General features: G+C 38.2%; 10 protein-coding genes. 4 read left to right on the top strand and 6 right to left on the bottom strand.

Features of this window, described 5'->3' with window-relative positions; all coding sequences use genetic code 11:
• The first annotated feature begins 118 nt into the window (after positions 1 to 118).
• From AC1DDX_RS13920 to AC1DDX_RS13930, 3 genes are all read left to right on the top strand, one after another.
• Positions 119 to 859, top strand: coding sequence for a (Fe-S)-binding protein (locus AC1DDX_RS13920; protein WP_288882353.1), 741 nt, complete (start codon positions 119 to 121; stop codon positions 857 to 859).
• Between the two features lie 22 nt (positions 860 to 881).
• Positions 882 to 2,261 (top strand): lactate utilization protein B, encoded by a 1,380-nt coding sequence (locus AC1DDX_RS13925; protein WP_337715161.1) that lies wholly within the window; start codon positions 882 to 884, stop codon positions 2,259 to 2,261.
• 99 nt (positions 2,262 to 2,360) lie between these two features.
• On the top strand, positions 2,361 to 2,852 hold the full coding sequence (locus tag AC1DDX_RS13930) for a LutC/YkgG family protein (protein ID WP_477622169.1): 492 nt from the start codon (positions 2,361 to 2,363) through the stop codon (positions 2,850 to 2,852).
• A gap of 8 nt (positions 2,853 to 2,860) precedes the next feature.
• Here AC1DDX_RS13930 and uxaC read toward each other — a convergent pair whose 3' ends face one another.
• The 3 genes from uxaC to AC1DDX_RS13945 form a co-directional block, all read right to left on the bottom strand.
• Complete coding sequence (gene uxaC, locus AC1DDX_RS13935) at positions 2,861 to 4,270, bottom strand: glucuronate isomerase (protein ID WP_477622170.1); 1,410 nt, start codon at positions 4,268 to 4,270, stop codon at positions 2,861 to 2,863.
• 1 nt (position 4,271) lies between these two features.
• Positions 4,272 to 5,438, bottom strand: a complete 1,167-nt coding sequence (gene uxuA / locus AC1DDX_RS13940; RefSeq protein WP_337715168.1) for a mannonate dehydratase — start codon at positions 5,436 to 5,438, stop codon at positions 4,272 to 4,274.
• Between the two features lie 161 nt (positions 5,439 to 5,599).
• Positions 5,600 to 6,139 carry a 5' nucleotidase, NT5C type gene (locus tag AC1DDX_RS13945; protein ID WP_337715170.1) on the bottom strand — a complete coding sequence of 180 codons (540 nt, stop codon included), beginning with the start codon at positions 6,137 to 6,139 and terminating at the stop codon, positions 5,600 to 5,602.
• 104 nt (positions 6,140 to 6,243) lie between these two features.
• On the opposite strand from AC1DDX_RS13945, the gene AC1DDX_RS13950 reads away from it, so the two are divergent.
• A complete protein-coding gene (locus tag AC1DDX_RS13950; RefSeq protein WP_477622171.1) occupies positions 6,244 to 6,993 on the top strand; it encodes a DeoR/GlpR family DNA-binding transcription regulator in 750 nt (249 codons plus the stop codon).
• On the opposite strand, the gene AC1DDX_RS13955 is transcribed toward AC1DDX_RS13950, so the two are convergent.
• The 3 genes from AC1DDX_RS13955 to AC1DDX_RS13965 form a co-directional block, all read right to left on the bottom strand.
• Positions 6,986 to 9,736, bottom strand: a complete 2,751-nt coding sequence (locus AC1DDX_RS13955) for a carboxypeptidase-like regulatory domain-containing protein (RefSeq protein ID WP_477622172.1) — start codon at positions 9,734 to 9,736, stop codon at positions 6,986 to 6,988. The genes AC1DDX_RS13950 and AC1DDX_RS13955 overlap by 8 nt on opposite strands.
• Before the next feature lie 95 nt (positions 9,737 to 9,831).
• A complete protein-coding gene (locus tag AC1DDX_RS13960) occupies positions 9,832 to 12,561 on the bottom strand; it encodes a carboxypeptidase-like regulatory domain-containing protein (RefSeq protein WP_477622173.1) in 2,730 nt (909 codons plus the stop codon).
• Between the two features lie 91 nt (positions 12,562 to 12,652).
• Positions 12,653 to 13,901: carboxypeptidase-like regulatory domain-containing protein (locus tag AC1DDX_RS13965; RefSeq protein ID WP_477622174.1), on the bottom strand; the 1,249-nt coding region annotated here is incomplete at its 5' end.

The raw sequence follows: 13,901 nt of genomic DNA on the forward strand, positions 1-13,901 counted from the left end.
CGTTCTAAATAGCAAACTAATCTGCATAATATTCTTAATAACATTATATTTACCGCTGAGCACTGTATATTTGCTTGAACGCACAACCTAAACCAAATAAGATCAGATACTTTTAGCCATGACTGTTGGACTTTTTATTCCGTGTTATATTGACCAGTTCTACCCAAACGCCGCTATTGCAACCTTAACTTTATTGAAGAAACTAGGAGTTGACGTGGTTTATCCCACAAAGCAAACCTGTTGTGGTCAGCCTATGGCCAATTCGGGCTTTGAACATCTCACACAAGGATGCAATGATTTATTTATAGAAAACTTTTCTGAATTTGATTACGTGGTATCCCCTTCCGGGAGCTGTGTACTCCATATTAAGGATCATCTTCATGCCGATAAAGCCGAAGACAAGGCCCTTGGAATCAGAAAAAAGATCTATGAGTTAACTGAGTTCCTTATTGATGTACTTAAAGTGGAGAAATTAACTGCAAGTTTCCCTCATAAAGTCGGTGTACACCAAAGTTGCCATGGGCAGCGTGGATTAATGCTTGCGCAAATGAGTGAACTCGTTGAGGCTCCTTTCTCTAAGCCACTGCACCTGCTAAATATGGTTGAAGGTCTGGAACTGATTAATCTGAAGCGACCTGATGAGTGCTGTGGTTTTGGTGGTACTTTTTGTGTTGCGGAAGAAGCCGTATCTGTAAAAATGGGTAAAGACAGGGTTGCAGATCATCTTAACGGTGGTGCCGAATATATTACCGCAGCAGACATGTCTTGCCTGATGCATATGGAGGGTATTTTACGCAGACAAAACAGCAATGTTAAAGTAATACACATTGCCGAGATATTAAACGCACAGGAATTTTAAACCTACAACCAGCAATAATAAAATGAGTACAGGAGCAAAAGATCACGCTCAATTATCAGATATCTTTAATAAAGATGAAGCGCGTGTAGACTGGCATGATGAAACGCTTTGGTTTGTGAGGGCTAAGCGGGATAAGGCTGCCCATAGTTTACCAGAGTGGGAAACCTTGCGCGAAACCGCATCACAAATAAAAGACAATGTTCTATCAAACTTGCATGATTACCTTTTGCAGTTTGAGGCCAATGCTGAAAAGAACGGCATAAAAGTTCATTGGGCAGCCAATGGTGAAGAACACAATAAAATAGTGCATTCCATTTTAAAGGAAAGCGGCGTAAACCGCATTGTTAAAAGCAAATCAATGCTTACCGAGGAATGCCATCTAAATGATTATCTCCATAAAAACGACATAGAGGTTATAGATACTGACTTAGGGGAACGTATTGTGCAACTGGCTGAAGAACCACCCAGCCATATCGTACTTCCTTGTATTCATAAGAAAAAGGAAGAGATAGGAGATTTGTTCCACAAGCATCTTGGCACACCCGAAGGTGCTTCTGATCCGGTATTTTTGACTGCCGCTGCAAGGGATCATTTACGTGAAAAGTTTATTACCAGAAAGGCTGCTATCACCGGAGTAAATTTTGCAATAGCTGAAACGGGCGAGTTTGTTGTATGTACAAATGAAGGAAATGCCGATATGGGTGCACATCTTGCCGATGTACATATTGCTTGCATGGGAATTGAGAAAATAGTACCCTTACGTAAGCATCTTTCTGTATTTCTAAGGATACTTACCAGAAGTGCCACCGGACAACCCATTACCACCTACTCCAGTCATTTTAAAAAGCCAAGACCAGGGCAAACCATGCACATCGTTTTGGTAGACAATGGCAGGACTACACAACTTGGCAGAGAAGATTTCCGCAACTCACTTAAGTGTATCCGCTGCGCAGCATGTATGAACACCTGTCCGGTTTATCGCAGAAGCGGCGGACACAGTTATCACACTGCAATTGCAGGGCCTATTGGTTCCATATTGGCTCCAAACCTGGACATGAAAAACTATGCAGATCTTCCATTCGCTTCCACTCTTTGTGGGTCGTGCAGTAATGTGTGTCCGGTAAAAATAAACATTCATGAACAACTTTATAAATGGCGCCAGGTAATTGTTAAAGAAGGTTATGCAGATCCAAAAAAGGCAATGGCCATGAAAGCAATGGATTTTACATTATCAAATCCATCAATATATAAAATCGCTGGAAGAGCAGGTCGTTGGGTTTTAAAACATGCCCCCTTCACGGTAAACAATAAACTTAATCTTTGGTATAAGCACAGAGAAATGCCAGAATCTCCAAAACAATCATTTGGAGAATGGTATAAACAAAACAATAAAAATGACTAGCAGAGAAGAAATACTGGCTAAAATAAAAACCAATCAACCAAGCGCCAGGCCTTTACCGGCAGACCTTACTACTGTACCAGTACTACTGTACCAGGTGGAATGGAAAGCATAACGCAGTTTAAAACGGTATTAACTACCATAGGTGGAGCAATAGTTGAAGTTTCAAATTTTGAAGAAATCGCACAATACATTCAACAGGAATTTAAAGATAAAAAAAGACTCATATCTACTCTTCCTGAACTTGCTTCGGTAACCGAATCAGGATGGGAGAATAAAGATCCGCATAGCTATGAAGATGTTGATCTGGCTATAATTAAAGCCCATTTTGGTGTTGCCGAAAACGCAGCCCTATGGGTTACCGAAGATCTGATGCAACAAAGGGTCGTACCCTTTATTTGTCAGCAATTAGCTGTTGTGGTAAACAAAGCCGACATTGTTGCTACCATGCACGATGCCTATAGTAAAATAGGCGACGCCGAATATGGATTCGGATCCTTTATTGCTGGGCCATCAAAAACTGCAGATATTGAACAATCTTTAGTACTTGGAGCCCACGGGCCTAAAAGTATGACCGTATTTTTATTAGGCTAGGGATAACCCTAGCCTAATTTAAAATATTCTTTAGCGTTGTAATAACAGATATCGCTGATAATCTGCCCAATCCATTTCTCGTCATTAGGTAATATTCCATTCTCCATTTCTGCCCCAAACAGGTTACATAATATTCTTCTGAAGTATTCATGTCGTGAATAAGAAAGGAAGCTACGTGAGTCAGTAAGCATACCTACAAAATTGCTCACCATCCCCATATTAGACAATGCGTTCAATTGTTTTTCCATGCCATCTTTTTGATCCAGAAACCACCAGCCAGAACCGAATTGCATTTTACCTTTCATCCTTCCATCGGCAAAATTACCAGTCATAGCTGCAAAAACCTCATTATCTGCAGGATTAAGATTATAAATAATGGTTTTAGTAAGCTGATCAGTTACACTCAGATTGCCTAAAAATCCTGACAATCTTTCAGCATGTCTAAAGTCGCCAATAGAGTCATACCCCGTATCAGCGCCTAATTTTTTGAACATTCCAAGATTGTTATTTCTAATTGCGCCCAAGTGAAACTGTTGCACCCAGTCCTTTTCATGATATAGTTTGCTCAATTCCGTTAAAACATAACCGGCAAAAGCATCAGGATTAGAAAACACAGCATCATCGGTTTTTAAGAAACTGATAAATTCCTTTTTCTCCCCGTCAGTTAAGTTWTATGTTGCAGGCAAAGTAGCTAATCCATGGTCAGAAACACTGCAATTATGCGCAGCGAAATAATCAACACGCTGTCTTAAAGCCGCGAGTAACCCCTCAACATCTGTTATAGCAATTCCTGAAACAGCAGAAAGCTGTTTTACATAATCCTTAAATTGAACTGCCTTATCAATCAATAAAGCTTTATCTGGTCTGAACGAAGGTTTTACTTTTACTGAAAAGTCACGCTCACCTAACTGTTTATGATATCTAAGATCATCGCAAGGATCATCTGTTGTACCAACCATTTCAACTTTAAAATGGTTTAACAATCCTTGTGTAGAAAACTCATCTTTTGTAAGCAACGCATTACAGTCTTCATAAATTCTTTTACCGGAATCAGCATGTAGAAAAGAATTGATACCAAAAGGATTTTTAAGTTCCATATGCGTCCAATGAAACAAGGGGTTTCTAACTGTTGCAGGCACCACCCTTGCCCAGGCCATAAATTTATCCTGATCTGCAGCACTTCCTGTAATCAGCTCTTCGCTAACACCCAATGCACGCATCCCCCTCCATTTATAGTGATCACCTTTCAGCCAGATCTCAGTCAGATTAGCAAACTTCTTATTTTCTGCTATTTCTTGTGGTGGCAGGTGATTATGATAATCAATTATAGGTAGGTTTTTTGCATAATCATTAAAAAGTATTTTCGCTTTTTTGCTGCTCAACAAAAAATCTTCAGGTATTACTGCTCCTTCTATCATGTTATTTATCTAAAAACTGGTTTATTATTCCGAACTCTAATCCTCTCAACTCAGCGAGGCCTTTTAATCTGCCGATGGCTGAATAACCTGGGTTAGTTTTTTTCTTGAGGTCATCAAGCATCTGGTGACCATGATCAGGTCGCATTGGAATGTTAGCTTGTCTTTTCTGTTGTATCAAAATGATTTGTTTTACAACATTATACATATCTACATCGCCTTCCAAATGGTTGTCCTCGTAAAAATCACCCGCTTCATTTCTTTTTGTACTCCTTAAATGAATAAAATGAATTCTTTCTCCAAATACATTTACCATTTCAGGCAGGTTATTATCCGCTCTTACACCAAAAGAACCTGTACAGAAGCAAAGTCCGTTATTTAATGAAGGAACAGCAGTAAATAATTTCTGAACCTGCCCGGCTGTACTAACAACTCTTGGTAAACCAAAAATAGGATAAGGCGGATCATCAGGATGAATAGCCAGTTTTATTCCTGCAGCATCAGCAACCGGAACAATTTCTGAAAGAAAATGAATAAGGTTTTGAGAAAGTCCGTCTTCATCGATTCCTTTATACTTATCTAAAGCATCCTGAAACTGTTTTAAGGTGAAACTCTCTTCACTTCCAGGCAAGCCTGCAATAATATTTCTTTGCAACACTAACCGTTCCTCGGCAGACATTTGCTCGAAACGCAATCTACCCTTTTCAAGTTCCTGATAGGTGTAATCATTAACTGCATCTGGCCTGTTCAGCATATATACATCAAATGCCACAAGTGCTGCTTTTTCGAACTTTAAAGCTTTAGCGCCATTTTCAAGTTCAAAGGCAAGGTTGGTTCTTGTCCAATCCAGCACAGGCATAAAATTGTAGGTAACAACCGATACACCACAAGAAGCCAGATTCTTTAAGGAAGTCTTATAATTGGATATATAATTTTCAAAGCCTTTATCCTGAGTTTTTATAGATTCATGAACGGGTACACTTTCTACAACATTCCACTCGAGACCAGCTGTTTCAATTAGATTTTTATGTTTTAAGATCTCTTCAACCGTCCAAATTTCTCCATTTGGAATATGATGAAGTGCACTAACAACTCCTGTGCAGCCAGCTTGTCTGATGTCTGATAAGCTTACCGGATCTTTAGGACCAAACCACCTCATGGTTTGTGTCATTCTGTGTATTTTACTGCCTTGGCTCATATTATATTTAGTTTCCTTATACCGTAATTTACTTTTGTAGTAATAGATGGTATAAAAACTAAATATATATGTTGTTTACAAGATTAAATGCATACTAAACCGCATTTATTATCGAAAACGTTTGCGTCCGGTTATTATGCTGGCACTTCTTCTTTCTCGAACAAGTCCATTACATCATTCCAGTTATCAACTCTTTGATGATGTGTTTTGTAAACATTATGTGCAGCGGTAAACATAATCGTTTTGCCCTTAAAATAATCAAGATTTTTGCAATGGTCATCTATCATGTAATCTGTATTAATAATACTTTTATCGCCACAAAAAACTATGTTTTCCCAACTAATAAATGGAAAATATTCTTGCAACCATTCTTGCTTTTCAGATAAACATTGAGGAAATTCCATTGCTGCTGAAACAACGTATACATCGTAAGTTTCCATGAGTTCTTTTACCGCCTCAATTGCTCCTGGCATTACAGGTATTGTCCTGAAAAATCCAGGCGTATAAACAAATCTTTTTACCGCTGTCTTATCAGGAAACCCTTCCGATTCAAGTACTCCCAACATGTCTTTACGATTTACTTTAACACCATAGTCTCTCTCATACCAGTTTATGAAATGGGTCTCTGTATCGGCGAGCACACCATCCATATCAATAGCTATTGTTTTTTTCATATTTTATTTATTTATATCTTGTAAGAAGTTGCAACAAAAATACAATGTTTTGCAACATATTGCAATTTAATTTTCTTAATATTGCATAATATTGCAAACAAATTATGATAAAGGCAGAAAGACTACAGCAGATAATAGATCACATCACTAAAGAAGGCAAAGTTCTTTTAGGAGATTTAAGTAAACTATTAAATGTTTCTGAAGACACGGTAAGAAGAGATATTAAGGAATTATCAGATGAAGGTTTGCTTAAAGCAGTTCGCGGAGGAGCAGTCTTGCACTCTCCTATTCCAAGACATTATAGAGAAAGAGAAAATTACGACGTTGGCCATAAAGAGATAATTGCGGCCAAAGCCCTAAAATTCATTAAGGATGGCCAGGTAATCATATTCGATGCCGGAACATCAGCTTTAGCTGTTGCAACCGGCTTACCTAAGGAAATTAACATAACCGTAGTAACCAATAATTTCCCTGTAGCCAATATCTTGGAAGACCACCCAAATGCAGAGGTGATTTTTGTAGGCGGACGATTAAATAAATCCTCCTTCTCTACAATGGGGCATGATGCCATACAAGCCATTAAAAATGTTCGTGCCGATATTTGCTTTCTGGGTATCTGCAGCATCGACCTAAACATTGGGGTTACAGGCTTAAATTATGAAGATAGTCAGATGAAGAAAGCGATGGTTGAAACATCTAAACATATTATTGCACTTTCAACATTTGAGAAATTGGATACAGCTGAAAATTACTACATCTGTGCAACAAATGAGTTAGATACCATCATCACAGATATAGATCCAAAGGAAGGCAAGCTACAACGATATAAGGATKCTGGTATTGAAATTATTTAACCTGATAACGATAAACCTGTCTTCCAAGTAAACCATCTGCGTTGATCCCTTCTACAGTTACGCGGTAAGTTCCTTTGTTATCTGAATTGAAATAACTGAGCCTGGCTTTACCTTCCTTATCAGTAACCGTTGCAGGGTTCYAATAGATAGTGCTTCTTAAATCTGCAAGGGAGTTGTTAACTTCGTTATTACCATATTTAGGTACATAGAACTCCTTTACCGAAGCAAACCCTTTTGGAGCATAATAAACTACCGATGGATCATATTTTTGACGAAAATTACCACTTTTAGTATAAATTGCCATTACTGGCGGAGGCTTTAATCCAAACCTGCCACCAAGTAACCTCGCCCTCATCGCATAACTATCATATACGAAATATACCTTACTGATATTTGATCCATCCCCTAATAGCAGCTCCTGAAAATCACAACTTTCAAGAATCCATCCATCAATAGTTACAGCATAAACTCCATCCCCCGATAAGGTACGTGCTACCCACATAGGCCCACAGTCTTCCGACATGATCTGATCAAAACGCACACTTTTGTTGTTGTTCATTTTCTCCAAGCAGTCTTTAAATGTTCCGCAGTTTTGTCTGGAATCCGGTCTAAAAACCTGATCAGCCTGGTTTTCATGGATGGTATTACCAAATTTAGGCAACTTACTCGCCTGAATCCGAACTTCTTTCAAATGCTGGCCACGTCCAATTCTCCCATGTTTTTGCATGTCTAAATCTTGCTTTACACTATTTTCAATAGACGCCATAAGCGCCTTGGGAATATCGGAATTGATGTCACCAATATTAATATTAGGGGTGGCATCTTGTTCAACAAACTTATCAATTTGTATTTCTAATCTTTTACTATTTTTTGCTGTCCTACCCTGGATTGTAAAATCAATTCCTTCGGTAATAAGAAGATTGCTAAACTTAAATTTCCCTTTCCCGTCAGAAATAGTGTCTAAGACCAAGCCTAGCTTGTTATTAATTAGTGTAACCTTACCATCAGCGACCGGTTTATTGTTTAATGTCATTAACTTTCCGGTAATGTTTGTTACTAGCTTTTCAGCTTTATAGACCGGCGGCAATTGCTTGTTAGAAATCAGGTCTTTCCAGACAAACCTTCTATACCCTTGAGTAAGCATTAAAATATCAAGATTAGCTCTTGTTTCATCTGTTGGGTTATGAAAATAATAATTAGGTTTTTCTATATAACCTTTTATATCAGAGCTCAACAACAATTGAGAGAATATAGAGTTCTCGGTAGTTTCATCTGAAGGGACTACATCTTCATTAATCACTGACACTGAAAAATTCCCTACCAAAGGATTCCCCGCAGCATCTCGAGCATCCAATTCTATTTCTACTTTCTCTCTTAATGAGTATTCCTTTTTGGAACTGTTAACTTTTAAGTCCATATGATCATTCTTTTGTACAAAGACGATCCTTTCATTTAATGGATTCCCAGATTCAGAAAAGAGCGCAAATTGTAGAATACCAGATGGGAGTCCCTTCGAAGGAATTGGAATAGAAGTAACAGCCTTGTTTACATGAATATCAGCAGCATATTGAAGATCACCTTCGGATTGGGCAACTAAACTAACAACCTGATCTCCTTTTTTCAAAATGGAACTGCCTGCCCCTATCCTTACTAAAATGGTATCTCCCGTTGTATTATTATACACAGAAAGCGCATAACCTTCATTAACTGCATTAGGCAATTTTAACGTATTTACTGATCCGTCAGGATAAGTTATTTTTGCCTGATAGGTTTTGCCCTGTTCCGATTTCAAATTAAAATAACCCATACCCAAATGTTTCGTTTCCAACTTAGAAACCTCTTTATTTTCATTATCAATTATCACCCCTTGAACAGATACACCTAAACCATTAGCTCCAACCACTTTAACTCCAACCTTTGTCCATATATCGTTTACAAGATTTCCCCCCTCAGGAAAAAATTGAACATCTGTTTGCTGCGAAGCTCTTTTGATAGGAAATGATTTAGGGACATTTTCTCCATCAGCGATGGTAATCCTCGTCAAAATATAAGTGCTACCGGCCTTTTCTGATTTAGAACTTGGCAAGCTTACACTTAGTTCTCCCGACTCATTGGTTTTGCCACCGCCAGTAGCTATTGATTTATAACCTTCTTTTAATTCGTATCTAACGGCTTTATCTGCATACGGTTCTCCCTTTTGATCGGTATATTTTATCAATGCCGTTACTTTAGTTTGCTCCCCATCCTTAGCGTAGATGTAATCTATTTTTGCAAAAACAGTATTTGCTGCAGAGTTACCGACACTAAAGGTTCTGTCGTAAAAATATTCCGGTCCGGCATTACGCATCCATTGGGTATAGGCTCTTAAGCGATAATTCCCTTCTCGAATAGCGGTATCCGAGAGCACAATACTACCTTTAGCCATCCCCGCCATAAGCGGCAATTTAAGCGACTGAGCAATAGAATCACCTTCATTAATCAGCTCTACATAAACAGCCCCACTAAGTGCTGATAGCTGGTGTTTGCTACCAATAGTCACATACGTTTTAAACCATATCGTATCTCCAACAATATAATAAGGCTTATCAGTATGTAAGTAAACTTTTTCCTGAGGATTATTCTCTGCCCAACTTTGGAGAGAAGTTAAAAGCTTTTCAATAGGATCCTCTTCTCGGCCTGTAAAAGCCACCATGCCAATAAATGCTATTGAACAAAATAGGAAAATGGAGCGTTTCAATTTCATAGTTGTCTTAGTAAATGATTAAATACGTGCAATCAAATACAAAGACAACTATGACGTCTCCATTGAGGACACCCATTCAAGAAAAATAATGCTCATTATTTAACTTCGTATTTATAAACCTGCCTTCCTAGTAATCCATCTCCATTAATACCTTCAATAACTACGCGGTAAACACCTTTTGTATCTGCATTAAAAAAGCTAATCTTTCCTTTACCATTTGATCCGACTAAGACACCAGGATTCCAATACACCGTACTTCTTAGATCTGTTATACGACTGTTACTATCATAAACCGGAGCGTAAAATTCCTTTACAGGGTTAAAACCTCTTGGCGCATAACTTACTACTTCAGGAGTATATCCCGAACGCAATACTCCAATCCCTCTTTTCGTTGCTAAAAATAAGCTAGGTCCTCCGGTCATACTCATTATGGCAGCATTGGTACGAGCAACATCAACCCTATCAATATCTAATGGATCCAAATAAAACAGATCCTGAACCTCGCAATCATTAATTTCTCTACCATCAAGAAATACTTTCATCCTTTCATTTCTTGAAAACGGCATGGTAACTGGTCCGCAATCAGCTTCAGCCGATCTGAATTCAACATTGGTGACCGTAGCTCTTAACCACTCCAAAAGTGTCCCAAATGCCTGCACATTACTCGGCCTGTAAGTAAAATCTGCGTGTCCATCTAATACAAGATCATAGCCAAATAGCCTTTTACGCTTTTTTGCACTAATTATAACCTCATTAAGTTGTTGAGCCCGACCCATTTGTCCATTCCTCACCATTTCCGCATCTTGTTTTTTACTATTCTCAAGAGAAGCCATCAATGACTTACCCAGATCAGTATCAAGATCGCCAACATTCATATTTGGTGTTCTGTCCTGATCACGAATTTTATCAACCTTTATTTCTACGTTTTTGCCACCTTTTGCATTTCTGCCTTGCAAGGTGAAACTGATTTCATTAGTAATTAACAGATCACTAAATTTATAATACCCTTCAGCGTTGGTGACTGTATCAATTACCACCCCTAATTTATTATTTATCAATGTTATCTTTCCGCCGGCAATGGGTTTCTCTCCCAAACTCAATAACCTTCCTGTAACATTAGTGGTTAATTTCTCTGCTTTAAAAGCAGGCTGAAATGGCTTACCCGCGGTTATATCTTTCCATACAAACCTTCTGTAGCCCTGTGTAAGCATTAATAGGTCAAGATTTGATTTGGTTTCTTCAGTAGGGTTATTAAAATAATAGCTTGGTTTCTCTATGTAGCCCTTAATATCAGAGCTCAACAATATTTGAGAAAATATAGTATTTTCTTTAGCCTCATCAACTGGAACAGCATCTTCACTAACTACAGATACCGAAAAATTGCCCGAAATTGGAGCTCCATTTGCACTGGCGGCACTTACGTCTATTTCAACCTTTTCCTTTGCTGCATAAACTTTTTTAGCTGYCGATAATTTAACATCCATCTGATCATTGTTCTGGATAAAAATAATCCTCTCATTCATTGGATCTCCGGTCGAAGAAAACAACGTAAACTGGGTAATTCCAGATGGTAAATCTTTTGCCGGTATAGATAAAGATGTTTGTGCCTTACCTATCGGCATACTGCTTGCATAACTTACACTACCGCCCGATTGAGCAATCAAACTAACAGTTTGGCTGCCCTTTTCAAGTACAGAAGGATTTGCTATAATACGCACAAGAACAGTATCTGTTTCAGTATTATTATAAACAGAAAGAACATATCCACTTTCCAGAACAGGAGGCAACTTAACAGACTTTTCTGATCCATCAGGATAAGTCACTTTTGCCTGATAAAGTTTACCCTTTTCAGGCATTAATCTAAACTGTCCCATTCCAAGATGTGTTGCTTCAAATGTTTCTACTTCTTTGCCGTCATTATCAATTATAACTCCTTTAACCGGAACACCTAATCCATCAGTTCCCGTTGCCTTAAATGCAACCCTTGTACGAACACCACTTACTAAAGGACCACTTTCCGGAAAAAACTGAACATCAGTTTGTGTCGATATGCTTTTGATTGCAAACTCTTTTATCACAATTTCTTTCTCCCTGGTCTGAAGCTTGGCTGTTAGGTGCTTATCTTGTAATTTACCAGATTTACCACCTTGTAATTTTATTTTTAGCTGCCCATAATTATCGGTTTCTTTATTGCCGCTAAACACCTTTTCATAGCCATTTTCTAAAAGTGCATAATCAACCTTCCTGTTACTTAAGGCTTCCCCTTTATCATTTGAATAGGTTAACACAGCAGTTACAACATCTTTCGAGCCATCTTTGCTATATTCATAATTGATTTTACAGAAAACAGTATTTGCAACCGAATTACCAACTCTGAGTATCTTATCATAAAAAAACGCGGGATCCGAATTACGCATCCATTGTGTATAGGCTCTTATCCGATAATTGCCGTCACGTGAGCTGCTGTCAGGCAATACAAAACTCCCTTTGGTCATTCCGGCAATAAGTGGTAGCTTTAATGATTTTGCAAGTGAATCTGCCTCGTTATAAAGATCAACATATACCGCACCACTAAGTGCCGAAAGCTGATGTTTGCTGCCAATGGTTACATAGGCTTTAAACCAAATGGTATCACCTACCATGTAATAAGGTTTATCGGTATGAAGGTATACCTTTTCTTGTGGCTGAGTTTCTGTCCATTTTTGCAGTGAGGCAACTAGTTTTTCTACAGGATCGTTGTCCTTTTGCGTAAAAGAAAAAGCAGCTGCAACTAGCAGCACTGAAAAAACAGGAATAGCAATTTTAAGAGCGTTTTTAAATTTCATACGGTTTAATTTGTTTGGATGGTTGGAATTTCATAAATATAAAAAAATATCGTGAAGAGAATATTTATTAGGTGTAAAAATTAAGAGATAATCATTTGCTAACTGGTTTGGGTAATAATAGTTTATATCGTCTGCTTCCAATAACTCCGTTCATATTACTCCCTTCAATGGTAATTGTATAAGATCCAGGAATATCGGCGGTGTAAAAAGAGACATTTGCTTTTCCCTGGGCATCGGTGGTAACGTTTGGTTCCCAATGTATGGTAGCTCGAAGATCAGGATTCATCTCTGATACATTAGCGGCAATATACTTTGGTCTGTAAAATTCCTGAGGATACATAATTGGCAGAGGTCGGTAGTAACCAACATCAGGTTTGTTAATTCTATGCCAGCCAACTCCACTGTAGGTGGTCAATTCTATAAAGGCAACATCAATATCTCTTCTCGAGGTATTAGGCATCACCCCTCCATTAGCACCAAAATTACGTGCAAAAGCAGCCATATCAGCCTTTCCGACACCAGAAATCCTTCTTTCGTCAGAAAAACCTCCTCTACTATAAGAAGCGGTATATTTCCTGCTATACATTACTTCCAGACCACGAAAAGTTGCTATTTTAAGATCCTCCAAATCCTGTTTAATGTCATCAACTCTTGGATCAGGAATGTCGCTATAAAATAATGGTATACCTCTTCCATCCACGGTAATAGTTACATCATAATGATTCATCTTAATCTTTGCAAAACCATCCTCGTTGATTACCCGAAATCCGGGAACCTTTTGCTTGAGCAATTGATACAAACTCATAACACCAGATTCTTTGATATCCTTTTCATCAAAAATCAAATCAGCTTTACCAGGCCCATTCTGATTAAAAGAGCCCTTGATTAACTTTTTATCTATAATTTTCACTTCTTTTAATGCAATACCACTTGCACCAGGCCTTTCCTCTTTTAATAGAATAGCTTTATTTTTGACGTAATTCAATTGGGTAGTGTCAGTATTTACATACCAAGGCATCATCTTGTTTCGAAACATTTCGCGGGCCGGAGGAAACTTTTGACGATCCACTTCCACTTCGCCAAAATTCATAGTTCTACCCTTTGGGGTTCTCGCCTGAATAAAAAATGATCCGGAATCTATTGGGGGCAAAGCGGTGAATATAAATCCTCCTTGTTGATCAGTTATTGCTGTAGTAATAAAAAATGGCTTTTGTGAAGAGATTAGCATTTGAGCTCCAGACACCGGTTTTTTCAGAATATTGGTAACTCTACCTGTCACCCTAAAATCCTTCTCAGCAGCAAATTTAGGCGATACGGATTCATTAAATACATCCTCCCAC

It is taken from the genome of Pedobacter sp. 10L46_2 (assembly GCF_056395165.1).